This is a genomic window from Pseudomonas sp. BCA17, from assembly GCF_004519405.1.
In the GTDB taxonomy this organism is placed as follows: Bacteria; Pseudomonadota; Gammaproteobacteria; order Pseudomonadales; family Pseudomonadaceae; genus Aquipseudomonas.
Map to the genome: position 1 here is coordinate 1,636,348 of NZ_SGWI01000001.1, position 25,286 is coordinate 1,661,633.

Sequence of the window (25,286 nt, forward strand, 5' to 3'; positions counted from 1 at the left end):
TTAGTTTAGAAAAACCTGAACTAAGTATTTGCCCCTGCCGATTCTTCCTGCCCCGGGCTTTTCGCAGAATCGGCCTCTAATAAACAAAACAACGATGAGGCATTCCCGTGGACAAGATTTACCACCAACCACTGGGCGGCAACGAAATGCCGCGCTTCGCCGGCATCGCCACCATGATGCGCCTGCCCCACCTGCAAACGGCCAAGGGCCTGGACGCCGCCTTTATCGGCGTGCCCCTGGATATCGGCACTTCGCTGCGCGCCGGCACTCGCTTCGGGCCGCGTGAAATCCGCGCCGAATCCGTGATGATCCGCCCCTACAACATGGCCACCGGTGCCGCGCCGTTCGACTCGCTGTCGGTGGCCGATATCGGCGACGTGGCGATCAACACCTTCAACCTGCTCGACGCCGTGCGCATCATCGAGGAAGCCTACGACGAGATCCTTGAACACGACGTGATCCCACTGACCCTGGGCGGTGACCACACCATCACCCTGCCGATCCTGCGCGCGATCCATAAAAAGCACAGCAAGGTCGGCCTGGTGCACATCGATGCCCATGCTGACGTCAACGACCATATGTTCGGCGAAAAAATCGCCCACGGCACGACGTTCCGCCGCGCCGTGGAAGAAGGCCTGCTCGATTGCGACCGCGTGGTGCAGATCGGCCTGCGCGCCCAGGGATACACCGCCGAAGACTTTAACTGGAGCCGCAAACAGGGCTTTCGCGTAGTCCAGGCCGAAGAATGCTGGCACCACTCCCTTGCGCCATTGATGGCCGAAGTGCGTGAAAAAGTCGGCGGCGGCCCGGTGTACCTGAGCTTTGATATCGACGGCATCGACCCAGCCTGGGCACCCGGTACCGGCACCCCGGAAATCGGCGGGCTGACCACCATCCAGGCAATCGAGATCATCCGCGGCTGCCAAGGCCTCGATCTAATCGGTTGCGACCTGGTGGAAGTTTCGCCGCCATACGACACCACCGGCAACACCTCGCTGCTGGGCGCCAACCTGCTGTACGAAATGCTCTGCGTACTGCCTGGCGTGGCGCATCGCTGATGAGCACACAAGACGTGCTGAAAGCCGCCGCCGACCTGGTGTCGGCGTTTGCCCGCAATGACCGCGCCGCCTATTTCGACGCGTTCACGGCCGATGCCACCTTTGTGTTCTACACCCTCCCCGAGCCGCTGCTCAGCCGCGACGCGTACCAGGCGTTGTGGGACAGCTGGCGCCGGGAGGCGGGATTTGAGGTGCTGTCCTGCACCTCAAGCAACGTCAGTGTCAGCCTGCAAGGTGACGTGGCGATCTTTATTCATGACGTGGCCACTGAGCTGCGCATGAACGGGAAGCAATTCAATAGCCAGGAACGCGAAACCATTGTCTTCAAACGGCAAGGGCTGCGCGCAGAACAAAAAGAAGGCCTGTGGCTGGCCTGTCACGAACATTTATCCGCTATGCCGGAAGGGCTGCCGCCCCATTAGCCAATGTGATCGGAGCTGATCATGAATAATAAAAACAACGATAAAAGTATTCGAAAAATAGAAACCAACGGGGTCGAACAGATCCCGGACCACGAACGCACCGCCAGCCCCAAGGATCTGTTCCGCCTGATCTTCGGCGGTGCCAATACCTTTGCCACCGCCGTGCTGGGCTCATTTCCCGTGCTGTTCGGCCTGTCGTTCCAGGCCGGCGTCTGGGCGATTGTGCTGGGCGTGCTGGTCGGTGCGCTGATCCTGGCACCCATGGGCCTGTTCGGGCCGATCAATGGCACCAACAACGCCGTATCGTCCGGCGCGCACTTCGGCGTACACGGGCGGATAGTCGGCTCGTTTCTGTCGTTGCTGACGGCAATTGCTTTCTTCTCACTGTCGGTGTGGAGTTCAGGTGATGCGCTGGTGGGTGGTGCGAAGCGTCTGATTGGCTTGCCAGAAACAGACCTGTCCCTGGGCCTGGCCTATGGTCTGTTTGCCCTGCTCGTGTTAACGGTGTGCATCTACGGCTTTCGCTTCATGCTGTGGGTCAACCGCATTGCGGTATGGGCAGCGAGCCTGTTGTTCCTGCTGGGGATCTTCGCCTTTGCGCCGGCCTTCGACAGCCAATTTGCCGGCACCGTAGCGTTGGGTCAGCCCGCCTTCTGGGCCGCATTTATCGGCGCCGCGCTGGTGGCCATGAGCAATCCGATTTCTTTCGGGGCGTTCCTGGGCGACTGGTCGCGCTATATCCCGCGTGAAACACCGAAAGGTCGAATCATGCTGGCGGTGATCCTGGCGCAAATCGCTACCTTGATCCCATTCCTGTTCGGCCTGGCCACCGCGACCATCGTGGCGATCAAGGCACCGGACTACATCGCGACCAACAACTATGTCGGCGGCCTGCTGGCGGTGGCACCCAACTGGTTCTTCCTGCCCGTGTGCCTGATCGCGGTGATCGGCGGCATGTCCACAGGCACCACCTCGCTGTATGGCACCGGGCTGGACATGTCCAGCGTGTTCCCACGCCTGCTGTCACGGGTCAAGGCCACGTTACTGATAGGGGTGTTGTCGATTGCCTTCATCTTTATCGGACGTTTCGCCGCCAACCTGGTGCAAAGCGTATCGACCTTCGCCGTGCTGATCATCACCTGCACCACGCCGTGGATGGTGATGATGATTATCGGCCTGATCGTGCGGCGGGGCTTTTACTGCCCGGACGATCTGCAGGTGTTCACCCGCGGTGAGACCGGCGGCCGCTACTGGTTCAACCATGGCTGGAACTGGCGCGGGCTTGGGGCCTGGATACCGAGTGCGCTGGTCGGCCTGTGCTTCGTCAACCTGCCGGGGCAGTTTGTCGGGCCGCTGGGCAACCTGGCCGATGGCATCGATATCAGCCTGCCGGTGACGTTGGGGCTGGCGTCGGTGGTGTACCTGAGCTTGCTGCGACTGTTTCCTGAACCGGCCTCTGTTTATGGGCCGGCCGTTACGGCAGAGGGGCTTGCTCCCGCCGGGTCGCGAAACGGCCCCCAAAAAGCCGGCTCCAGCTTCGCCGTCGAACGGGAGCAAGCGCCCTCGCCACAACAAGCGCCCTCAGCACAATAAAAAATAATCGGAGAACCGCCGTCATGGCTTTGGATTTATTCGTCGTACTCATCTACGCCGCCGGGATGCTCGTGCTCGGCTATTACGGCATGCGCCGCGCCAAGACCCATGAAGACTACTTGGTGGCGGGGCGTAACCTTGGGCCGTCGCTTTACATGGGCACCATGGCTGCCACGGTACTGGGAGGTGCATCCACCGTCGGCACCGTGCGCCTGGGTTATGTACACGGCATTTCCGGCTTCTGGCTGTGCGCTGCATTGGGTGCCGGGATCATCGCGCTGAACCTGTTCCTGGCCAAGCCGCTGCTGAAGCTGAAGATCTTCACCGTCACCCAGGTGCTGGAAAAACGCTACAACCCTATGGCCCGCCAAGCGAGCGCGGTGATCATGCTGGCCTACGCACTGATGATCGGCGTGACCTCGATCCTGGCGATTGGCACCGTTCTGCAAGTGCTGTTCGGCCTGCCCTTCTGGGTCTCGGTGCTACTGGGCGGTGGCGTGGTGGTGGTGTACTCGACCATCGGCGGCATGTGGTCGCTGACCCTCACCGATATCGTGCAGTTCGTGATCAAGACCGTCGGCCTGATGTTTATCCTGTTGCCAATCTGCCTGTACCGCGTCGGCGGTTGGGACGAGTTGGTAGCGAAGCTGCCGGCATCGAATTTCAGCTTCACCGAAATCGGCTGGGACACGATCATCACCTACTTCATGATCTACTTTTTCGGCATCCTGATTGGCCAGGACATCTGGCAGCGGGTGTTCACCGCCCGTGATGAAAAGGTCGCCAAGTACGCAGGCACTTTCGCCGGTTTCTACTGCATCCTGTACGGCCTGGCCTGTGCCTTGATCGGTATGGCGGCCCATGTGCTGATCCCGAACCTGGATAACGTCAACAATGCCTTCGCCGCGATCGTAAAAGCCTCGCTGCCGGACGGCATTCGCGGCCTGGTGATTGCTGCCGCCCTTGCCGCGATGATGTCCACCGCCAGCGCCGGTTTGCTTGCAGCCTCCACCGTATTGACCGAAGACCTGCTCCCACGCCTGCGGGGCGGCAAAACATCGAGCCTGGCAATCAATCGCCTGTTCACAATGCTGACCGGCATCGCCGTACTGGGGATCGCGCTGGTGGTAAACGACGTGATCAGCGCGTTGACCCTGGCCTACAACCTGTTGGTGGGTGGGATGCTGATCCCGCTGATCGGCGCGATCTTCTGGAAGCGGGCAACCACCTCTGGCGCGATCACCTCCATGACCCTGGGTTTTGTGACAGCGCTGGTATTCATGATCAAGGATGGTTTGGATGCAAATACGCCGATCTACTACAGCCTGGCGGTTGGGCTGGTGAGTTTTGTGCTGGTGAGTGTGTTGTCGCGCCGACCAGCGGGAGTGGCGGCCAGCGCGGTTTGAGGCACGAAGGGTTTTAGAGCGGTTTCTTCAGCGGGCGCGACGTCGGATGTCGGGCCCGTTTTTTATCCAACCGCCAAGGTTTGGTTTGCTTGGATGATTTCCTGGACCAGAGAGGCCCATAACAATCCTTGTGTTGTCCCTCCGGCATAGGTTCCCCCAGCCGCAACTCGATGATAGGCAGACCAATAGACTATCGAGAGCCCATCTGAGGTACCGGGCCGGGCACATTCGATAACTTGCAAGTCACCACTTTCGATTGCTTGGCGGTAGGACCGTGGAAAGTGCCGAGAGACAGCAGCCAGGCACGCCGCCAATATCTGCTCCTTATATTGCGGCGTCGAACCGGGCGGAACCTGGCCGCCGGAAATAAGAATGCAATCACCGTCCAAGCGGCAATTCATGACCCCGATAGGCAAATCGTACTGCAACTTGAGCCCGCGCATGCCTGCACCTTCAGGACCAACAGCACGCAACTTGAAAAACCAGCCAATGATCGAAATTATGCCTGGCTCTTCTACCCCCATGGCAGTGACAACGAAGTGTTCTCTGCTTAACTCAGCAACTTGAGCGGCATCCAAGTGCTGGGGCAGGAATTTAACCCCGGATTTCAGCAAAAGCGCCTCTATCTCATCCTTTAAATGGATAAACTCCAGATCGTAGCCCGCTACCTCAATAGCCCGGCCAATCCCAGGAACGCCATACCATTCCAGAAACTGCCGCTGACTGATCTCTAATAGCTCAGATCCCGGCTTGCCGCTCGGCCATGGTCGCTTTTCCACATCGCATTGCTCGCGGATAGAGGCCTCTACGGCACCGCTATCGTGCATGCCGCCATCGTCCATATAGGCGCGCACGATCCGCGGCTGAGCGAATTGAGCCAGCGTCGGATTGTCAGCCAGGAGCTTTTCAAACAGCTCGATACCGGCACGATTGCACTCAACGGCCAAATACTGATTGGCGGGAAGTAGATAGGTATTATGCAGCGGCTTTGCAGCCGTCTCAGTTGCCGACATGTGGCGCATGTTGACAGGCTTATGACTGGCGCCATCGCTCTTCTGATTTCCTCCATATACCGTGACCTGAAAATTCGCCAGGCGAAGCATCACGGCTTGGAGCAGCCCATTGATACCTCTGCCTATGATCGACGCGCGAGGCGCGCCCGCATCCGTGTACTGAGAAGGGATCATCAATGATTGTGCAAGTTTGCGCCTGACAAGGCCGTGCAAGGCAATCAAGCTCATCTGAACTGAAACGGCATAGTCAAGGTCGCACTGGCAGGCTTCGGCAGTTGCCGCCTGAGTCGTCAGCATCGCAGGTCGACACCACGTGGAGACGCTACAGCCGAGCGTTTGTGTCCGTAGCCGAAACGCGTCCAACGTTGCAGGCCCATAGTCCAATATAAGCTGGATTTCTTCCGCCGCTGACAAGGAGAGTAAAGCGTCATCGCTAAAAACATCCGGCTTGGCGACACAGACCAAGCGAGCTTGCCTGTGCATGGCCTGAACAAGGGTCTGATCAATGCGATGACGGGATTCGACGTTCAGGGATAAGCATATGGCGACGGCAGATGCTCCTTCCAACGCCTCGAACCAGTTCACGACAAATGACACTCGACTATCGGGAAAAACCTTCCCCACGTCGTGCGGTGCTCGACCGGGTTGGACTAACACCGTGATCCGAACATCGGGATGGCGTTCAAGCAGCATATTGACAAGTTCTTTCCCAACATTGCCGTACCCCAGCACACGGATATCGTGAGGTATAGAGCCATCGGCGAGTGTCAACCAACGAGCGATATACGAGGCTACGTGCGGCGCGTTCACGCCAGGCGTATTGATCACTCTAATACCGTTGGACTCACACAGGTCCAGCCGAATCTTATCCAGACTCGTGCCTCTGCGAATTAGATGGAGGTCGCCAAATGGGTGCGATGCACGCCATTGGTAAATGACCTCTGCATCAATGATTTGGTCCGCCACAATGATAGTTGATGGCCGCAAGAGCCCGATCTGCAGGAGAAGGGCTTGCTTGGTTAGTGTTGGGGGAAGAAACACCAGGTTGCTGGGGGCGTCTGCCTTCCAGCCTCTCGACACAGGTGCAATATGCAAAACGTCAGCGGTTGTGGCGATGAGCGACGCGACGACGGGCGGAACTGAAGTGAGCAACATAGCTTTGCCTCCAACAACTCAGAATTACCGAGACCTCACGCAGAGGAACTCAATAAAGTTGTGGCGCTACGAAGATGCGCTTGAGTTTCAAGCTATGTGCATTACTGGATTTAGATAAGCCAGCCGATTCCGACTGATAGGTAGTCTAATTCTGACAATTGAGCGCCAAAGCCTGACTGACAGACCCGCAGCGCTGATTCACTCCTCGCTCCTGCTTGCTGGCGGAGGAAAGGGTATGGAAAACGGATAAGCAGAAGGGTCCGACATTGAGGCGTGCCTCATCAGACAATCAAGCGCTGCGCATAGAACGAAACAAATAGCGGCGGCACTCGGATTACAGGGAACCCGTGACGCCCTGAAGAACGACCTACTGCGAGCGCTCGCGCGACTGGATCGCGTGAGCGCCTCAGGACTTACCTGCGACGTGGACGACGTTGCTCATCATCCGTACGAATAGGCACCGGTTGCAGCGGAGGCTCGATCAAGCCCAGTGCAACGCCGAGGTCATGGAGCCAGTTTTGAATTTTCTCTTTCATGGTGGTGCCCCCTTTGAGGGTAATGCAGGTCGACGGTAATTCTGTCGCCGCTTCCTACAGATAGTAGCCTTAAGTCTTACGCATTGCTTGTACGAAAACACAACGAACTATTACTGAATTCATCTAAATCCTGACGGATCACTCAAGCAATTGCGCGCGTGTCGTGCAAGACCTCGGCTTTGCCTGCCTGCTGCAAGTCAATCCATGCGTTGAGGTTAGCGCCGAGCATACCCTTTCGCCACATGAGCCAGGTGGTCGCAGTGGCAAAAGGCCCGGTCAGGGGATGAACGGACACGCTGTCCTTGCCCGGCAGGCTGTCGAGCATGGATTCAGACATCAACGCCACGCCGGAACCGGCAATCACGCAGGCGAGCATGCCTTGGTAGGACTCAATCTCGATTGCCCGTCCCATGGCCACGCGGTCGTGGGAAAACCAGGTTTCAAGGCGCGCACGGTAAGCGCAGCTGCGGCGGAACGTGAACACCGACCGGCCCGCCACATCCTGGGGGCCGCGCACGGGTGGATGATCGGCTTCGCAAATCAACACCAGCCGCTCTTCGCACAAGGGCACACCGTCCAGGGTGGCGATGGTAATCGGGCCGTCCACCAGCGCTGCGTCCAGGCGACCGGTGATCAGGCCTTCCAGTAGCTCGCCGCTGGGCGCCGATTGCACCTGCAGGTTCACCATCGGGTAAGCCTTGTGATAGCGCGCCAACAACTTCGGCAAATGAATCGCCGCTGTGCTGTACATACTGCCGAGTACAAAATCGCCGGCCGGTTGCCCACCTTGCACAGCACCGTGGGCTTCATCGTGCAGCGCCAGCAGACGGGTGCTGTAGTCCAACAACACTTTGCCAGCAGGAGAAAGCTGCAGACGCTGGCGTTCGCGCACAAACAACTCAACCCCGAGCTGTTCTTCCATCTGCTTGAGCCGTGTCGACAGGTTCGACGGCACACGGTGCAAGCGCTCGGCCGCACGGGTGATGGAGCCCTCCTCCGCCACAGCCTGGAAGATGCGCAATTGACTGAACTCCATACCTTTCTCCAAACTGAACAAGTTGCTCAGTATTATTCATTTTTAATGAAAATAAACTCGCTTTAGCCTGAAGGTCAACCACTGCCTTGCAGGAAACCTGAACATGTCCCCCCTGATCCGCTTACTTGCCAGCTTTATCGCGTTGATGATGGCCATGGGCATTGGCCGCTTCGCCCTTACCCCGCAGATGCCCCACCTGCTCAGTGAAGGGCAGATCGACCTGACCGGCGCGGGCCTGATCGCGGCGGCCAATTACCTGGGGTACTTCGTCGGTGCAGTGGATTCGATCTTCGCCCGTAGTCACCACCATGTGCGGGGGCGAATGTACGGCGGGCTGTGGCTTTGCGTACTGCTGACGCTGGGATCGTATTGGGCCCAGGGTTTCTGGCCACATCTTCTGCTGCGCTTTGGCACCGGCGTTGCCAGCGCCTGGGCGCTGGTGATGATCACCAGCTTGAGCCAGCCACTGGCGATTGCCGCCGGGCGGGCACGCCTGGGTGCCTTGGTATTTGCCGGGCCGGGGCTGGGCATTCTGCTGACCGGGCTACTGGCCCTGGGCTCGAACTGGCTGGGACAAAGCTCCGCAACGCTGTGGCTGGTGTACGGCGTGGTGGCGCTGGTGATGCTGCTGGCGATCCTGCCGTTCCTGCCACAACCGACCGCTCCGGTTGCCCATGTCCATCACGCGGGCAGCAACGGCAGCATCGCGCATCTGTGCTGGATTTATTTCCTGTATGGCCTGGGCTACATCATCCCGGCGACCTTTCTGTCGCAAATGGCCAGTGCGCAATTCAAGGGTGCCTGGCAAGCCGATCTGTTCTGGCCATGCTTCGGCCTGGCCGCCGCGATGGGCGTGGTGATGGCAAGCCTGCGCCGCAAAGACCCGCACACTACCCGCCGCTGGCTGATGACCACTTTATGGCTACAAGCGGCCGGGGTGTTCTCTTGCCTGTTGGGCAATAGCTGGGGCCTGGCCCTCGGCGTGCTGTTGTGTGGCGCACCGTTCCTGGCCTGCATGCAGTTGGTGATGGCACGCCTGCGGGAAGTCGCCCCCCACGGCTACCAGCGCAGCACCGGGCTGTTGACCGCCAGCTTCGCCGTCGGGCAATTGAGCGGGCCACTGCTGGCGTCAGTGAGCAGCCACCTGAGCGGCGGCCTGCAACCGGCCTTGGTGATTGCCGGCGGCGGCTTGGTGTTGGCGGGCGCAATAATATTGGTCAACCGACAGTCAGCGGTGTCGGCGAGCGAACCTGCTCGCGGCGAGCCAGCACCAGGAAAAACAGCCCTCCCAGGAAACAGCCGGTAAACCAGGCAAAGTTGGCCATGCCCTGCAGCGCTGGCGTGAAGGTGATCGCGACACCCACCAGCGTCGCGGGCACCAGGGCCTTGACCGCCGTCCAATTCACGCCACCGTCGAAATAGTAGCGCCCGCTCGGGCTGTCATCGAACAGTGCATCCACATCGATCCGCTGCTTTTTGACCAGGTAGAAGTCCACGAGCAGAATCCCGAACAACGGGCCAATGAACGCGGCAAGGATGTCCAGGGTGTAGTGGATCATCAGCGGGTTATTGAACAGGTTCCATGGAGTGATAAAGATCGAAGCCACGGCAGCGATCATCCCACCGGCCCGCCAGCTGATTTTGCTTGGCGCGACATTGGCGAAATCAAACGCAGGCGACACGAAGTTGGCCACGATATTGATGCCGATGGTCGCGGTGACGAAAGCAAAGGCCCCCAGCAACACAGCCATGCTGTTGTCGATGCGCGAGACGGTGGCGATCGGGTCGTGAAGCATCTCGCCAAATACCGGCAAAGTGCCCGAAACAATCACCACGGTGACCAGAGAAAATGCCAGGAAATTCACCGGCAACCCCCAGAAATTACCGCGGCGTACGTCGTGCATGCTGCGGCAATAGCGGCTGAAATCACCAAAATTCAGCGTAGGGCCGGAAAAGTACGACACCACCAGTGCCGTCGCCACGATCACCTGACCGAAGGCCTGCCAACCCGACAGGGATTTTTCTGCCAGGGTGAAACTGATATTCGCCCAGCCGGCTTTCCATACGATCCAACCGGCAAGCGCAAACATCACCGCATACACCACCGGCCCCGCCCAATCGATGAAACGGCGAATGGATTCCATGCCGGCCCAGAACACCGCCGCTTGCAACACCCACAAACTCAGGAAGCCCAACCACCCCAGGTAAGACAAACCGGCGAAATGCGGCTCGGCATAGACTGCCATCTGCGGGAAGAAACGCAGTACCACGATAATCAGCGCGCTGGATGCCAGATACGTCTGAATCCCGTACCACGCCACGGCAATCAACCCACGAATCACCGCCGGAATATTCGCACCGAATACGCCAAACGCCAGCCGGCAGATCACTGGGTACGGCACGGCGGCTTGCTGGCTCGGCTTGGCGACCAGATTGGCGATCAACTGCACAATGCAGATACCGGCAAGCAGGGCGATCAACACCTGCCAACTCGCCAGGCCGAGGGCGAACAGGCTGGCGGCGAATACATAACCACCGACGCTGTGCACGTCGCTCATCCAAAAGGCGAAGATGTTGTACCAGGTCCACTTTTGCGGCAGTGGGCCCAGGTCCTGGTTGTACAGGCGCGGGCTGTAGCCTTTGGGTAATTGCTCGGTCATCGCTGGGCTCCTCGAGATACCGGCCTGCGCGGTCGTCGCAGTGTGCATACGGCAATCGGCACGGTTTGTATACGAGGCATTCAGCAGAATGCATGCCAATGGCACACAATCCCTCCGAACCGGCATTCCAAATGGTCTACGGAGGCTTTACAAACAGGGAGAACGCTCAGCAACGGTGCATACCAATCCTGTACACAATCAACGTTGCACCCGATGTGCACACAGATAGCCGGCGATGCAACAGACAGCCGTGAGAAACGCGCCCCACGCCATATCCATCACCGCCAAGCCGGCAGACCAGCCCTGCAGCGTGGCCCAATTGCTCAAGTCATACGTCCCGTAAGCCACCAGACCGAGCAACGCCCCCAGGCGTGCCGCGCGTTGCCAGTTGTCACTTGGCATAACCACGAACACCACGCAACCAACGGCATACAGCAGATAGAACAACGCGGCCGGCAACACGCGAGGTTGATCGAGCATCAACGAGCCAAGAAGGGATTTGTAGGTCGGGCCCATGAGGACCCCGAGCCAGAGCCCGTCAAGCACCAAAAAGGCGAGCAAGGTGCCGAGGTAAGCGAAGAGTATTTTGCGGGTCATTTATGCAACCTCTGTGGGCGCCGGCAGGCGCCTACAGAAGAGCAGGCCGGGCTTAGCTTAGTTCAATGCGATCCGCATGAATCACAATCTGCCCCTGTTTGTAGAGCGCACCGATAGCCTTCTTGAAGTTGCCTTTGCTGACGCCGAACAAGTTGCTGATCACCGCCGGGTCGCTTTTGTCGCTGACCGGCAAGGTGCCGTTGTTTTCGCGCAACTTGGCAAGGATCTTCGAGTTGAGGCTGGAGGCCGCTTCCTGGCCGACCGGCTGCAAGCTCAGGCTGATGTTGCCATCGGCACGGATCTCTTTGATAAAGCCTTTTTCCTGCTTGCCCGGGCGCAGAAACTTGAACACTTCGTTCTTATGGATCAGGCCCCAGTGCTTGTTGTTGATGATTGCCTTGAAGCCCATGTCGGTGGCTTCGGCCACCAGCAGATCGACTTCCTGGCCTACCTGGTAATTGACCGGGGTTTTGTCCAGGTAACGGTCCAGACGCGCGGTGGCGGTGATGCGCTTGGTATGTTTGTCGAGGTAGACATGCACCACGCAGTAATCACCGGCGCTCAACTGGCGCTTTTCTTCCGAATACGGCAGTAACAGATCCTTGGGTAAACCCCAGTCGAGGAATACACCAATGCTGTTGACTTCCACCACTTTCAAACTGGCAAATTCGCCCACTTGAACTTTCGGCTTTTCAGTGGTGGCGATAAGTTTGTCATCACTGTCCAGATAAATAAAAACGTTAAGCCAGTCTTCATCTTCGCTGGGAATATCTTTAGGGATATACCGATTGGGCAAGAGGATTTCACCGTCCTGCGCACCATCCAGGTACAAACCGAAGTTAGTATGTTTAACCACTTGCAAACTGTTGTAGCGCCCGACTAAAGCCATGTCCAATACCCTCGTTACGTGGGCGGCATTCTACCCGAGTTGCGCTCACCACGCGCGTGCGCCTGAAAAATCCAGGGCTGGCGAGGGTTTGCGTCGGCAGCGCCCCGCTCGTCTGATCAATCGTGTGAAATTTTCCTGGGCATGAACCGCCGCATGCGCCGTGGTTGCGAGTTAAAACAGTAAGTTAGGGGATTATTTCAAAGATAGACTTCGATTATTTACGGCGGCCTCAACTATTCTTTGGGAATATTTGCCAAGCAATTGTCAAGTATTTCCTGTATGATACCTGGCCATTTGATTTTCCAAAGGTTAGTGGCCGCCATGCGTGTAAAAGCATCCAACAGCAAAGCAAAGCCAGCTCCCGCCGTTGAAACCAGCGAATCTATCAACAGCCAGATTGCTGCGTTCCTCAAGTCCGGTGGCGAAATTCAGCAAATTGCCAAGGGCGTAAGCGGCCAGACTTTTGGCCCGTCCAAGCAAATCAGCCTGGGCAAAAAATAACACCCGCGTAACGCACCTGGTTCCTGAGCGTCTTGCCTTCAAGGCGCTAGGACTAGAGCCCGAAACACCCTCTCTTAATTCGTACCAATCGACGAACGGGGCTCACCGCCAGGCATTCGTCGGTATGCTTGCACACGTCTAGCGCGGGCATCTGCCCGACTTCCCCGTTACTGCTCCTCGCTTTTTATGGAGTGAAGCATGCTCAAACCCTGCATGTTACTGATCAGCGCCTTGGTCGCAAGCCCGCTGGCCGAAGCGCAGGTTTTCCAGCGCGAACTGGGCGACTTCGATCTGAAATTAGGCACCACACCCAGCCGCAGCATGGCTCAAGGGCTGGTAAAACCCACCTCGCCGGGCAGCGGCTCGTTCCACGGCGGCCTGGACCTGAGCCATGACAGCGGCCTGTATTTCGGCCAGTTCTCTCCCAATATGGGCTTGTCTTCGGCCAATAATCTCGAAATCGATTCCTACATGGGCTTCAAACGCCCCTTCGACCAGACCCTGGGCTACGAAGTCGGATTGATCCACTACAGCTACCCCAAACTCAGCCCACTTGATAGCCAGGAGTTCTACGGTGGCCTCAACCTGCTGGGCAACCGCTTCGGCGTCTCCTTCAGCAACGATCCGGATCGCCAGGACAGCACCTTGTTCGCTGACCTGGGTGGCACACAACCTTTTGGCGTCGGTGTGAGCATGAAGTACACCACGCACCAGCTTGGCAGCCCGGCCTCGGTGGACGGCGGCTCCATCAGCAGTTTCAGCGATTGGTCGGTGCAATTCTCGCGCGAATGGAAAGGCATCGATCTGGACCTGATCTACAGCAACTCCAGCCTCAGCGGCACCGACTGCTCGGCCTACTCAGGGCACAATTCGCAATGCGACGGCCTGTTGACCTTGAAGGCGGCGCGGTCGTTTTATTGATGGGCTGAACTGTCGCACCCGGCATGGGTTCACATGCATGAACCCCTCTGCGCAAGGATCTGCCCATGCTGCATCGGCTCAAACTTCTGGTGATAATGCTGAGCCTGAGCCTGATACTGGCCGGCTGCAATCGCGTGGGCCTGGCCTACCGTAATCTCGACGTGATCATCCCGTGGACCCTCAGCGACTACCTGGATATGAATGCCGGGCAGAAGAGCTGGTTCAACGACACACTCAAGCAGCACCTGGCCTGGCACTGCACCACGCAATTGCCCGGTTACCTGGATTGGCTGGACCGCCTGCAACAGATGGTCGACGACAACCAGGTCAACGATGCCGCCTTGCAGACGCGCACGGCCGAAGCCAAGCAAGCCATTGCACAAATCGCCCGCGAAATAACCCCGTCGGCCATTGAATTGCTGCAAGGGTTGGACGACCAACAGGTCAAGGAAATGAACGATGCGCTGGGCAAGGACCTGCGCAAGCGCCAGGAGGAATACCTCAAGCCATCGCTGGCCAAGCAGATTCAGGAACGCGCCGAGCGCATGAATAAACGCCTGGATGCATGGATGGGACCGTTGAGCGACAGCCAGAAAAACCGGGTCACGGCCTGGTCGATCAGCCTGGGTGAGCAAAACCAGGCATGGATAGGCAACCGTGCCCGTTGGCAGGCGCAATTTATCGACGCCGTGAAGCAGCGCCACAGCGCCGATTTCCCGCAGAAAATTCAGCAATTGCTGGTGGATCGAGAGAGCCTGTGGACGCCGGAGTACCGCGCTGCCTACGCCCAGACGGAAGCCGAGGCGCGCAGCCTGATCATCGATCTGATGGCGCAAAGCACGGTGCAACAGCGCCTGAAACTGACGCAGAAAATCGACGGTGTACGCAGCGACTTCAAGGCACTCAAGTGCCTCAAGGCCACTGCGAACTAGGGATGGAAGAGCCTTTCCCTATATTGCGCCACCGGCAATCGCGGCTTCGGCAGCCACGCGATCAAAGGTCGCCTCATCCAGCGCATCTTCCTGCTGGTCCATGACGTGACGCGGATGGTCATTGCCCGGAATGGAGCTGTCGATCAGCGAAAGCAAGCTCGCACCTCGTGGGGTCAAAATGAAATTCTCGCCATTTCCACCCTCTTCCTCGGGGCGCGACTCAATAAAGCCACGCTTGAACAGCAGCGCTTCATAATCTGCCGCAGTCTTTTTCAACGCATCCAGATTGCCGGTTGGCTCACCCGCCGTGGCCTTCTCGGCCGCTTCTTGTTCAGCGTATTTGCGCGGGGCAAAGCTGCCTTCGCCGTTCTGCACTTCATGCAGCAGACGTTCGATCAGATCCCAATTGTAAGTCGTCATCCTGATTCCTCCTGCAGGCTGGTGGAAAGTAGCCCGTCAAGGTTGGGACAGGCTGCGTCACTGGCCGTTCAGCCGGATAGACAGACGTCATTTCTCTGAACTTTCCAGACGTTCGCCGCCTCAACAGCACATACCCGCCAAGGAGGTCCGCCCATGAAAACCCTGATGAACCTGGCCATTACGGCAACGTTGTTGAGCGCCCTGCCCGCCTGGGCCTGCACGCCCGACGAAGCCACGGCCAAGCGCGAGCAACTGGCCCAGGAAGTGACCAAACTGACTGAACAGAACCCGACCAAGGCCAAGAAAATGAACGAAGAACTGCAGAAGATGGACTTGGACACCGAAAGCGCTGAGTTCCCCGACAAATGCCAGCTGATCGACGCGCGCCTCAAGGAACTCAAGGAAGCAGCGGCCAAAACCAAAAACTGATGGCGTAAAAAAACCGGACAATCGTCCGGTTTTTTCATACCGCTCAAGCCTTATTCGGCAGCCGGGGCTTCCGGCTTACGACGCTTGAGCGGCGCCATGCCGTCCTTGCTGACGAGCGATGGGGTGTCGGTCTTCGGTCGGTTGGTGATCCTGCGCTTGGTCGGCGACTTGGCGCCGGTTTTCTTCTTGTCGCCCTTGGCATCGGTTTTTTTCTTCTTCACGCCAACAGCCTTGCCCGACGCCTTGACCTTCTTCGGACCGGTGTAGGTGCCTTTGACTTCCTTGATGGTGCGGCGCTCGAACGACTGCTTCAAGTAGCGTTCAATGCTCGACATCAGGTTCCAGTCGCCATGGCAGATCAGCGAGATCGCCAGGCCATCGTTACCGGCACGTCCGGTGCGGCCGATACGGTGCACGTATTCGTCACCGCTGCGGGGCATGTCGAAGTTGATCACCAGGTCCAGGCCGTCCACGTCCAGGCCGCGGGCGGCAACGTCGGTGGCTACCAGGATCTTCACGCCGCCGGCCTTGAGGCGGTCGATGGCCAGCTTGCGGTCCTTCTGGTCTTTCTCGCCGTGCAGCACGAACGCCTTGTATTCCTGGGCCACCAGGCGGCCATAGATACGGTCGGCAGCAGCACGGGTGTTGGTGAACACGATGGCCTTCTGATAGGTCTCGTTGGCCAACAGCCAGTTGAGGATCTGTTCCTTGTGCACATTGTGGTCGGCGGTGACGATCTGCTGACGCGTGGTCGCGTTCAGGTCGCTGACGTTGTTGACCTGCAGGTGCTCAGGGTTGTTCAGCACCTTGGCGACCATGTCGCGCAGGGTCGAGCCACCGGTGGTGGCGGAGAACAGCATGGTCTGCTGGCGATTGACGCATTCGCCCACCAGGCGCTGTACGTCATCGGAAAAGCCCATGTCGAGCATACGGTCGGCTTCGTCGAGCACCAGAACTTCGACTTCCTTGAGATCGAGGTTGCCGGCGTTGAGTTGCTCGATCATGCGGCCTGGAGTGCCTATCAGAATGTCCGGCACCTTGCGCAACATGGCGGCCTGGACCTTGAAATCTTCGCCGCCGGTAATAATGCCGGCCTTGATGAAAGTGAATTGCGAGAAGCGCTCCACTTCTTTCAAGGTCTGCTGGGCCAACTCACGCGTCGGCAGCAGGATCAGGGTCTTGATACTGACACGAACTTTGGCCGGGCCGATCAGGCGATTCAGAACCGGCAGGACGAAAGCGGCGGTCTTGCCACTACCGGTTTGAGCTGTCACCCGCAGGTCACGCCCTTCGAGCGCGAGCGGGATGGCCGCTGCTTGCACAGGCGTAGGCTCGACAAATTTAAGCTCGGCCACGGCTTTGAGCAGGCGTTCGTGCAGGGCGAATTGGGAAAACACGGGTGCTACCTCGAAGAAATACAAAATATCAGCTGCATAGGGTAACGGTTTCGGGCGTCCAAACCGAGTGTCTTTACGCGAATGGGGCTAATCAGCGGCTTTTTTGTTAGAGCTTTTGTCCGTAAAGCCAACTTTGTCGTACTTAAATGCTCTAATCGGCCCCGTCTTGCATATAGAGGAATCGGTTTCACCCATGGATATCAAACAGCTCTGGCTCAACGTCCAAGACCTCTGGGGCACCCTCGACGAACATCCGATGCTGCATGCCGGCCTCGGCCTGCTGGTGCTGCTGGTGGCGGCCTTGCTGGTCGGGCGGGTGGCGCGCTATCTCATCCTGCATGCGGTCAAACTGCTCGGCCGACAGCCGGCGCTGCATTGGCTCAACGACTTTCGCCATAACAAAGTCTTCCACCGCCTGGCACAAATGACGCCGTCACTGGTGGTCCAGTTCGGCCTGTACCTGGTGCCGGACCTGAGCAAGACCGCCACCCTGTTTATCGGCAACGTGGCGCTGGCGTTCACCATCCTGTTCATGACGCTGGCCGTGAGCGCCCTGCTCAACGCCCTGCTGGACATCTACGCCCGCACCGAACATGCGCGCACCCGCTCGATCAAGGGTTATGTGCAACTGGCGAAGATGGTGCTGTTCGTGTTTTCCGCGATCATCATCGTCGCCACGCTGATCGACCGTTCGCCGCTGTTGCTGCTGTCGGGCCTTGGCGCCATGTCGGCGGTGATTCTGTTGGTGTACAAGGACACCCTGCTGTCGTTCGTCGCCAGCGTACAGCTCACCAGCAACGACATGCTGCGGGTCGGCGACTGGATCGAAATGCCTCAGGTGGGCGCTGACGGTGATGTGGTGGATATCACCCTGCACACGGTCAAGGTACAGAACTTCGACAAGACCATCGTCTCCATCCCCACCTGGCGCTTGATGTCCGAGTCGTTCAAGAACTGGCGCGGCATGCAGGCCTCCGGTGGGCGTCGCATCAAGCGCAGCCTGTACATCGACGCCAGCGGCGTGCGCTTCCTGCGTGACGATGAAGAAGTACGCATGACCCAAGTGCATCTGCTCACCGACTACATCAGCCGCAAGCAGGCCGAACTCAAAGCCTGGAACGAAGCCCAGGGGCATAGCGCTCAGCTGTCGGCCAACCGCCGCCGCATGACCAACCTCGGCACCTTCCGCGCCTACGCCCTGGCGTATCTGAAAAGCCACCCGGACATCCAGCCGAACATGACCTGCATGGTGCGCCAGATGCAAACCACCGCCCAGGGCGTGCCGCTGGAGATCTATTGCTTCACCCGCACCACGGCGTGGGCGGATTACGAGCGCATTCAGGGCGATATCTTCGATTACTTGCTGGCGGTATTGCCGGAGTTCGGCCTGAGCCTGTATCAGCAGCCAAGCGGCAACGACCTGCGCGCCGGGGTTTTACCTGCCGTGCTCGGCGCCAGCCATCTGCCGGCCGCGGAAAAAGCCGCGGTCTAGAGCGATTGAGCACACCCATCCAATCGTTGTGCTGAAGATTTCGCGACGCTGTGCCTCATTGAAAATCCTTTGAGGCAACGCCGATGCGCGCTCCAACCCTGCTCTCGCTTTGGCTGGTCAGCACCTGTAATAGCGTGCTGGCGGCCGGTTTTCTCGACGACTCAAGCCTCGATGTGCTTAGCCGTAACTTCTACCTCGACAACAGACAACGCACCGCTGCAAGCAAGCCGCACAAGGAGGAATGGGCGCAAGGCTTTATCGCCAACTTCGCCTCGGGTTTTACCCCAGGCACGATCGGCCTTGGTGTTGATGCCCATGCCTTTGTCGGTTTGAAACTCGACGGTGGCAAAGGTCATTCCGGCACCGGCCTGCTGCCGGTGGACAGCAACGGCCGCAGTGAACGAAACGACTCAAGCGCTGGCGGTGCCCTCAAGCTGCGCACCTCGAAAACGACCCTGTCGGTGGGTGAGATGACCGTCGAGACCCCGGTATTCGACACCTCCGACAAACGCCTGCAACCCGAATACGCCACCGGACTGTTGCTGGACAGCCACGAAATCGACGACCTGCACTGGCAGGCGGGCCACTTCACTGCGTTCAAGAATCAGGATGCGTCGACCAGCCGCGGTGATTTCAATGGCTACGGCGCCAGCACCCGCAGCGGCGCCATCGACTTTCTCGGCGGGCAGTTCTTCGAAGGCAAGCCGCTGGGTGGCGCGCTGTACGCGTCGCAACTGAGCGACACGTGGCGCCAGTACTACGCCAACCTGCATGGGGCACCCGCTGGCTGGTTGCTTGACGGCAATATCTACCGCACCGAGGACCAGGGCCGCGCCGTCGCGGGCGCCATCGCCAACACCGCCTACAGCCTCGCCGGCAAATACAGCTTTGCTGCGCAATCGGTGACCCTGGCGTATCAGAAGATCAACGGCAACACCCCCTTCGACTTTGTCGGCGGTGACTCCATCTACCTGGCCAACTCCATCAAATACGCCGACTTCAACGGCCCCGGCGAAAGGTCCTGGCAAGTGCGCTATGACCTGAATCTCGCCACCTTCGGCGTCCCCGGCTTGAAGTTCATGACCCGCTACGTCACCGGTCGAGGTATAGACGGCACCCATGCGCCCCAAGGCGGCGCCTACAACCCATTCGACGCCGGCAGCGGTGAATACCAACCCCAGCAAGGGCGTGGCGGCAAACACTGGGAGCGCGATATCGACCTGCATTACGTGGTGCAATCCGGCCCGGCCAAAGACTTGTCGGTGCAGCTGTCCCATGTCAGCCATCGCGCCAACGCCGCCCAGGCGGGGGATGATATCGACCGGGTATACGTCGTGATCGAATACCCGTTGAAACTGCGCTAACCCTGGAGGAAATGACGAATACCAATCGCCACACCCGCGGTCTGATAACGCCGCGCCGTCGCTTCGATCTTCAACTCGGCGCGTGTCACGCGCTGGTGATGGCGCAAGTGGCCGACCCAGGATTCGTCGTAGAACACCTCACACCAGCGGCGCGGGTTTTCAGTGTCTTGCACCAGCCCCCAGGAAAACGAGCCATTGCGCTGGCGCATGCGGCGAACGGCACGCATGGCCTGGGTAAAGCCCTGGGAGTACTGCGGGTCGATGTCGTACTCCAGCATGACCATCACCGGGCCGCGGTCAACGTCCTGCCCTTGTGCCAGCAACGGCTGCGGCCAATGCAAGGACGGTGCGAGGTCTTCGGCCTTGCGTTGCGGCAAGGCCACACGCCAGGTCAGCCATACACCCATTACCAGCATCGAACCGGCAACGCTCAAGGCCAGGCTCATGGAGCTGTGGCTGGCCACCCACCCCCAAAGCAAGCCGCCAACGGCCATGGAACCGAAGAACATCAAGATATACACCGCCAGCGCACGGGCCCGCACCCAGGCCGGTACCGAGGTCTGCGCCGCCACCTGGAAGCTGGACAGTACCGCGATCCACGCCGCGCCACTGATCAGCATCACCGGGATCAACACATAGAACTCGCGCACCCAGGCCAGGGCAAACAGCACCAGCGCATAGACCACACTGGCAATCGCCACCAACTTGTCCACCGCCAGCATCTGGCGCAACCGTGGCAGCCCCATTGCCCCCAGCACCGCGCCCACGCCGACACTGCCCAACAACACCCCAAACTGCGCCGCACTGCCGTGCAGTTCTGCACGCACAATCAATGGCAGCAGCGACATCCCGGCACTGGCACCAAAAAAGAACGCCAGCGTACGCGTCAATACCCGTTGTAGCGGGCGCGAGCTACGTGCATAGCGCCAGCCCACCCGTATCGCACCGAACATCCGCTCCGCCGGCAGCACGGCTACCTGCACGTCACGCCGCCACATCAGCAATGCCGAAATCACCGCCAGAAAAGACAACGCATTCACGGCAAACGTAGCCCACGGCCCCACCAGGCTCACCAGCACCCCGGCAATCGCCGGGCCCACCGCACGGGCGAGGTTGGTGCCGACGCTGCTCAGGGCGATGGCCGACGGCACCTCGTCAGCCGGCACCAGTTCAGGCGTCAGCGCCGACCACGCGGGCATCATCAACGCCGTGCCGACGCCCATGCCCAGGGTCAACAGCAATAACAGCGGCACAGTCATCAAGCCGACCAGGGTCAGCACCGCCAGTAGCAACGCCACCGCGGCCATCCAGGCTTGCACCATCAACAGGTATCGACGTCTGTCGACGATATCCGCCAGGGCACCGGCAGGCAGCGCCAACAGGAACATCGGCGCGGCGCTGGCCACTTGCACCAGGGCAACGGTCATCGGATTGGCCGACAACGAGGTCATCAACCAACCGGCGCCGACCTCGTGCATCCAGGTGCCGATGTTCGAAGCGATGCTGGCGAGCCATAGCCCGCGGAAGATCGAGTATTTCAACGGGCTCCACGGAGAGAGGACAGTGGCGGTTGTCATGGTGTTGGCCTGTTCGAAAAAAATGGCAAAAAAAGCCACAGCCCAAGGGCTGTGGCCTCCAACAGGTTTACTTGACCTGACGCTGTGGTGCGCCATGCACCATGGTGTAGGCGTAATCCACGCCCATGCCGTAGGCGCCGCTGTGGTCGCGAACCAGGTCCATCACTGCGTCGTAGGTTTCTTTGTGAGCCCAGTCACGCTGGTACTCAAGCAGCACTTGTTGCCAGGTCACCGGCACCGCACCGGCCTGGATCATGCGTTGGATCGACATGTCGTGGGCTTCCTTGGTGGTACCACCCGAAGCATCCGTGACGATGTACACCTCGTAGCCTTCGGCCAGCGCTTCCAAGGCCGGGAAGTTCAGGCAGACCTCGGTCCACAGCGCGGCCATGATCAGTTTCTTGCGGCCGGTGGCTTTGACCGCGGCGACCAGCGCCTTGTCCTCCCAAGAGTTCATCGAAGTGCGCTCGATCGGCTGCTGGTCGGGGAACACGCTGAGCAGTTCCGGCCAGATGTAGCCGCTGAAGCTTTTGGTTTCCACGGAGGTAAAGATGGTCGGCACGTTGAAAATCTTGGCTGCCTTGGCCAGCGCAACGGTGTTGTTCTTCAGGGTCTGACGGTCGATGGACTGCACGCCGAAGGACATTTGTGGCTGATGGTCGATCAGGATCAGGGTGGAGTTGCTTGGGTTGAGCAGTTCGCGAATAGACATGGTGTTTTCCCTTTAGTGGCTTGACGTTGGTTTTCTGGTGCTTCCAGCGTTGCTGGCGGCTTGGAAGTAACTTTACGGGCTAGCCAATATCGGAACAATTACCTAAAATACGGATTCATTGATTCTAAAAAAGGGACAATCATGGATCGTATCGAATGCATGCGTGCGTTCGTCGTCACCGTCGGCGAAAACGGCTTCGCCGCGGCTGCCCGCGCCATGGACGTGCCCCGTTCAAAAGTGAGTAAACAGATCCAGGCGCTGGAAGACGCCATCGGCGTGCAGTTGCTGCAACGCACCACCCGTAGCCTGCATTTGACCGAAGCCGGCGCCGAGTACTTTGAGGCGGCTCGGGAAGTGATAGCTGCGCTGGACGAAGCCGAGCAGCGCGCCCGCGACGGGATTGGGGAGTTGCGCGGCGTATTGCGGGTGAATGCGCCGATGTCGTTCGGCCTGCATCGGCTGGGGCGGCTGATTCCGCTGTTCCATGAACAGCATCCGCACATCGAGCTGCAACTGGTGCTCAGCGACCAACAGGTGGACCCGGTGCGCGGAGGCTTCGACGTGACCATCCGCATTGCCAGCCTGCCGGACTCCACCATGATCGCCCGCCAGTTGGCGCCCGCGCCACGCATCATGGTGGCTTCGCCGGCTTATCTCGAGCGTGCGGGCATCCCACAGGTCCCCCACGACCTGCGTCAGCATCAATGCCTGAACTATGGCTACCTGCAAAGCGGCGTGAGCCTGCAAATGAGCAACGGCAAGGACACCCAGCGCGTCAACGTCACCGGGCCGCTGCACGCCAACAACGGTGACCTGCTGGCCCAGGCGGCCGAAGCCGGAATGGGCATCGCGCTGCTGCCGGACTTCATCGTCGAAGACGCCCTGGCAAGCGGACGCCTGGTGCCGGTGCTCTGCGAATGGCACGCACCGGCGATCAGCGTGAATGCGGTTTACTCCTCGGCGCGCCGGGTGCCGCAGAAGACGCGGGCCTTCATTGAGTTTTTGGTGAAGCAACTGGCGCAGCCGATCGCGCGCCCAGGCGACTGATCCACACCGCCCCCAGAATCACCAGGCCGCCCAGGGCCAAACGGCCCAGCGGTTCGTGCTGGTTCCAGATAAGCAGGTTCAGCAGCAGGCCCACCGGCACATGCAGGTTATTCACCACGGCAAGGGTGCCGCCATTGACCAGGCAAGCGCCCTTGTTCCACCAGTACATGCCCAGCGCGGTGCTGACCAACCCGAGGAACAACAGCACCCCCCACTGCAGCGGCGCTTGCGGCAGGAAGTCGGCCTTGCCGAACAGCAAGAACGCCGGCAACACCACCAGCAACGCGCCCAGGTAGAAATAACCGAAGCGCCGATAATGCGGTTGGTCGCTCGGGTAACGCGCCACCAGATGCTTGTACATCACTTGCCCGGCGGCATAGGTGAAGTTGGCCAACTGGAGCAGCAAAAAGCCCATGAAGAAGTTCGGTGTAATCTGATCGAAACGGATCACCGCTGCGCCGCACACCGCCACCAATGCGGCAATCAGCGCCCAGGGGTTGAAGCGCCGGTTGAGGGCATCTTCGATCAGAGTCACGTGCAACGGCGTGAGAATGGTGAATAGCAACACTTCCGGCACCGTGAGCACACGAAAGCTCAGGTACAGGCACACGTACGTCACGCCGAACTGCAATGCGCCGATCACCAGCATGCGGCGCATGAACGCAGGCTCCACCGAGCGCCAGCGCGTCAGCGGGATGAATACCAGCCCGGCCAACAGCACGCGCACCAGCACGGCGAAGTAGCTGTCGACGTGGCCGGCGAGGTATTCGCCGATCAAGCTGAAGGAAAAAGCCTGAATCAAAGTGACAACCAGTAGATAACCCATGCGCGCCTCGTTTCGAATGGGCGGGACATTAAAGGTTTTCGGCGCTTCATGAAACTCGGGGCAAAAAAAACCCGACCTCGCTATAGCGGCAGTCGGGCAGGAGCACTCAGGAGCACAAGTGCAAAGGGAGGTTCGATACGCGTACTTGAAGGGTTGGCGTGGGGTTATATAAACACCGCGCGATTATCTGACGATTAAAGGATCACGCGACCTGAGCCAGTAACGCCTTGGCGTGGTTGATGCCCTTTTCCTGGAAATCACCGCTCAGGTTCACCCCTTCAGCGTGAATGAACGTCACGTCGTGAATTCCGATGAACGCCATGACCTGGCGCAAATACGGTTCCTGGTGATCAGACGTCGCGCCCGTATGAATGCCGCCCCGCGCCGTGAGCACGATGGCACGCTTGCCGGTCAGCAAGCCCTGGGGCCCGGTGGCGGTGTATTTGAAGGTCACGCCGGCGCGCAACACATGATCCAGCCAGGCTTTGAGGGTGCTGGGGATGGCGAAGTTGTACATCGGCGCAGCCATTACCAGCACGTCGGCGGCGAGCAATTCGTCGGTCAATTCGTTGGAGCGATCCAGGGACGCCTGTTCGATGTCGTTGCGCTGTTCCACCGGTTTCATCCAGCCGCCGAGCAGGTTGGCGTCCAGGTGCGGAACAGGGTTGAGCGCCACGTCTCGCACGGTGATCTGGTCCGCCGGGTGCGCGGCCCGCCATTGGCTGATGAACTGTTGAGTCAGCTGACGGGAAATCGAATCCTGCTGGCGAGCGCTGCTTTCGATGATCAGAACATTGGACATGGCTATGTAGGCTCCATCTGTACTTGCTGTAAGTCGATGGAGAGAAGATTAAACAACGCCTATTCGATAAAAAAGCGCAAAAAACTGCTATAACCCATCTATAAATTTGCTAATAAGCGGAGTATTGCCAAACTCCTGCTCCGCTGCCGGTTCATTTGGGAGCACAGGCCAGGGCAATACGCATTTTGATAATGGCGCGGTTGAACTTGACCGTCGTGTTGGTGCTTTTACCCGCCGGCACCGTAACCGTGCGACGACGCGGGGACTCCGGGCCGTTGGTAAAGGTCACCGAACAGACAGCGTCATTCGTGCCGTAGTTATTCAACTGGATCGAACTGATGTCGCCGTCGACGTCGGATGCGGTGTAATCGACGCTCACGCCGTCAATCTTTTTAGTCACGTCGATCGGGTAGGCAAACGCGCTCATCGGCAGCAGCGCCAGCAACACACAACAGATTTTTTTCATTCGGCAGTCTCCAATCAGGACCGCCAGCTTAGGAC

At 59.1% G+C, this 25,286-nt stretch carries 25 protein-coding genes; 12 read left to right on the top strand and 13 right to left on the bottom strand.

Features of this window, described 5'->3' with window-relative positions:
* Positions 1-107: 107 nt before the first annotated feature.
* From speB to EXW71_RS07590, 4 genes are read left to right on the top strand one after another with little or no spacing between them, the layout of a single operon-like run.
* Entirely contained in the window at positions 108-1,058 is a 951-nt protein-coding gene (gene speB / locus EXW71_RS07575; protein ID WP_134656930.1) for an agmatinase, read from the top strand.
* The gene (locus EXW71_RS07580; RefSeq protein ID WP_134656931.1) at positions 1,058-1,480 is read left to right on the top strand and encodes a nuclear transport factor 2 family protein; all 423 of its coding nucleotides are present in this window, start codon (positions 1,058-1,060) and stop codon (positions 1,478-1,480) included. Before speB ends, EXW71_RS07580 begins: the two co-directional genes overlap by 1 nt.
* Before the next feature lie 21 nt (positions 1,481-1,501).
* A complete protein-coding gene (locus EXW71_RS07585) occupies positions 1,502-3,073 on the top strand; it encodes a cytosine permease (protein ID WP_134656932.1) in 1,572 nt (523 codons plus the stop codon).
* A 23-nt stretch (positions 3,074-3,096) separates the two neighbouring features.
* Positions 3,097-4,479, top strand: coding sequence for a sodium:solute symporter (locus EXW71_RS07590; protein ID WP_123715518.1), 1,383 nt, complete (start codon positions 3,097-3,099; stop codon positions 4,477-4,479).
* A 62-nt stretch (positions 4,480-4,541) separates the two neighbouring features.
* Here EXW71_RS07590 and EXW71_RS07595 read toward each other — a convergent pair whose 3' ends face one another.
* The 3 genes from EXW71_RS07595 to EXW71_RS07600 all read right to left on the bottom strand — a co-directional run bounded on the left by EXW71_RS07595 (position 4,542) and on the right by EXW71_RS07600 (position 8,219).
* The gene (locus EXW71_RS07595) at positions 4,542-6,647 is read right to left on the bottom strand and encodes an NAD(P)-dependent oxidoreductase (protein WP_134656933.1); all 2,106 of its coding nucleotides are present in this window, start codon (positions 6,645-6,647) and stop codon (positions 4,542-4,544) included.
* A gap of 413 nt (positions 6,648-7,060) precedes the next feature.
* Positions 7,061-7,183, bottom strand: coding sequence for a PA1414 family protein (locus tag EXW71_RS29020; RefSeq protein WP_003193089.1), 123 nt, complete (start codon positions 7,181-7,183; stop codon positions 7,061-7,063).
* 142 nt (positions 7,184-7,325) lie between these two features.
* A complete protein-coding gene (locus tag EXW71_RS07600; protein WP_134656934.1) occupies positions 7,326-8,219 on the bottom strand; it encodes a LysR family transcriptional regulator in 894 nt (297 codons plus the stop codon).
* Positions 8,220-8,322: 103 nt separating this feature from the next.
* Between EXW71_RS07600 and EXW71_RS07605 the strand changes: the two genes are divergently transcribed.
* Entirely contained in the window at positions 8,323-9,525 is a 1,203-nt protein-coding gene (locus tag EXW71_RS07605) for an MFS transporter (RefSeq protein ID WP_134656935.1), read from the top strand.
* Here the strand turns inward: EXW71_RS07605 and EXW71_RS07610 are convergent.
* The 3 genes from EXW71_RS07610 to EXW71_RS07620 form a co-directional block, all read right to left on the bottom strand.
* Positions 9,437-10,879: an NCS1 family nucleobase:cation symporter-1 gene (locus tag EXW71_RS07610; RefSeq protein ID WP_134656936.1), complete on the bottom strand. Its 1,443-nt coding sequence runs from the start codon at positions 10,877-10,879 to the stop codon at positions 9,437-9,439. The genes EXW71_RS07605 and EXW71_RS07610 overlap by 89 nt on opposite strands.
* A 198-nt stretch (positions 10,880-11,077) precedes the next feature.
* Positions 11,078-11,476 carry a DUF2177 family protein gene (locus EXW71_RS07615; RefSeq protein WP_134656937.1) on the bottom strand — a complete coding sequence of 133 codons (399 nt, stop codon included), beginning with the start codon at positions 11,474-11,476 and terminating at the stop codon, positions 11,078-11,080.
* A gap of 52 nt (positions 11,477-11,528) precedes the next feature.
* A complete protein-coding gene (locus EXW71_RS07620) occupies positions 11,529-12,365 on the bottom strand; it encodes a S1 RNA-binding domain-containing protein (RefSeq protein ID WP_123715513.1) in 837 nt (278 codons plus the stop codon).
* 321 nt (positions 12,366-12,686) lie between these two features.
* Between EXW71_RS07620 and EXW71_RS07625 the strand changes: the two genes are divergently transcribed.
* The 3 genes from EXW71_RS07625 to EXW71_RS07635 all read left to right on the top strand — a co-directional run bounded on the left by EXW71_RS07625 (position 12,687) and on the right by EXW71_RS07635 (position 14,719).
* The gene (locus EXW71_RS07625) at positions 12,687-12,866 is read left to right on the top strand and encodes a hypothetical protein (RefSeq protein ID WP_003193095.1); all 180 of its coding nucleotides are present in this window, start codon (positions 12,687-12,689) and stop codon (positions 12,864-12,866) included.
* A 198-nt stretch (positions 12,867-13,064) separates the two neighbouring features.
* Positions 13,065-13,787, top strand: a complete 723-nt coding sequence (locus tag EXW71_RS07630) for a TorF family putative porin (protein ID WP_123715512.1) — start codon at positions 13,065-13,067, stop codon at positions 13,785-13,787.
* 65 nt (positions 13,788-13,852) lie between these two features.
* A complete protein-coding gene (locus tag EXW71_RS07635) occupies positions 13,853-14,719 on the top strand; it encodes a DUF6279 family lipoprotein (RefSeq protein ID WP_134656938.1) in 867 nt (288 codons plus the stop codon).
* An 18-nt stretch (positions 14,720-14,737) separates the two neighbouring features.
* Here EXW71_RS07635 and EXW71_RS07640 read toward each other — a convergent pair whose 3' ends face one another.
* Positions 14,738-15,139 carry a transcriptional regulator gene (locus tag EXW71_RS07640; protein ID WP_134656939.1) on the bottom strand — a complete coding sequence of 134 codons (402 nt, stop codon included), beginning with the start codon at positions 15,137-15,139 and terminating at the stop codon, positions 14,738-14,740.
* A 153-nt stretch (positions 15,140-15,292) separates the two neighbouring features.
* On the opposite strand from EXW71_RS07640, the gene EXW71_RS07645 reads away from it, so the two are divergent.
* A complete protein-coding gene (locus EXW71_RS07645) occupies positions 15,293-15,568 on the top strand; it encodes a hypothetical protein (protein WP_134656940.1) in 276 nt (91 codons plus the stop codon).
* A gap of 50 nt (positions 15,569-15,618) precedes the next feature.
* Here the strand turns inward: EXW71_RS07645 and EXW71_RS07650 are convergent, their stop codons facing one another.
* On the bottom strand, positions 15,619-16,965 hold the full coding sequence (locus EXW71_RS07650; RefSeq protein ID WP_123715509.1) for a DEAD/DEAH box helicase: 1,347 nt from the start codon (positions 16,963-16,965) through the stop codon (positions 15,619-15,621).
* Between the two features lie 193 nt (positions 16,966-17,158).
* Here EXW71_RS07650 and EXW71_RS07655 point away from each other — a divergent pair, with 193 nt between their 5' ends.
* Positions 17,159-18,457 (top strand): mechanosensitive ion channel family protein, encoded by a 1,299-nt coding sequence (locus EXW71_RS07655; protein WP_134656941.1) that lies wholly within the window; start codon positions 17,159-17,161, stop codon positions 18,455-18,457.
* Between the two features lie 83 nt (positions 18,458-18,540).
* Positions 18,541-19,821: an OprD family porin gene (locus tag EXW71_RS07660; RefSeq protein WP_134656942.1), complete on the top strand. Its 1,281-nt coding sequence runs from the start codon at positions 18,541-18,543 to the stop codon at positions 19,819-19,821.
* Here EXW71_RS07660 and EXW71_RS07665 read toward each other — a convergent pair.
* Positions 19,818-21,398, bottom strand: a complete 1,581-nt coding sequence (locus EXW71_RS07665) for an MFS transporter (RefSeq protein WP_134656943.1) — start codon at positions 21,396-21,398, stop codon at positions 19,818-19,820. The genes EXW71_RS07660 and EXW71_RS07665 overlap by 4 nt on opposite strands.
* Before the next feature lie 67 nt (positions 21,399-21,465).
* Positions 21,466-22,110: a hydrolase gene (locus EXW71_RS07670; protein ID WP_123715488.1), complete on the bottom strand. Its 645-nt coding sequence runs from the start codon at positions 22,108-22,110 to the stop codon at positions 21,466-21,468.
* A 141-nt stretch (positions 22,111-22,251) separates the two neighbouring features.
* Between EXW71_RS07670 and EXW71_RS07675 the strand changes: the two genes are divergently transcribed.
* Positions 22,252-23,157: a LysR family transcriptional regulator gene (locus EXW71_RS07675; protein ID WP_134656944.1), complete on the top strand. Its 906-nt coding sequence runs from the start codon at positions 22,252-22,254 to the stop codon at positions 23,155-23,157.
* Here EXW71_RS07675 and EXW71_RS07680 read toward each other — a convergent pair.
* The 3 genes from EXW71_RS07680 to EXW71_RS07690 all read right to left on the bottom strand — a co-directional run bounded on the left by EXW71_RS07680 (position 23,102) and on the right by EXW71_RS07690 (position 25,251).
* Entirely contained in the window at positions 23,102-23,983 is an 882-nt protein-coding gene (locus EXW71_RS07680; RefSeq protein ID WP_134656945.1) for a carboxylate/amino acid/amine transporter, read from the bottom strand. The genes EXW71_RS07675 and EXW71_RS07680 overlap by 56 nt on opposite strands.
* 202 nt (positions 23,984-24,185) lie before the next feature.
* Entirely contained in the window at positions 24,186-24,785 is a 600-nt protein-coding gene (locus tag EXW71_RS07685) for an FMN-dependent NADH-azoreductase (protein ID WP_134656946.1), read from the bottom strand.
* Between the two features lie 151 nt (positions 24,786-24,936).
* Entirely contained in the window at positions 24,937-25,251 is a 315-nt protein-coding gene (locus EXW71_RS07690) for a 3-phosphoglycerate kinase (protein WP_134656947.1), read from the bottom strand.
* Positions 25,252-25,286 lie beyond the last annotated feature (35 nt).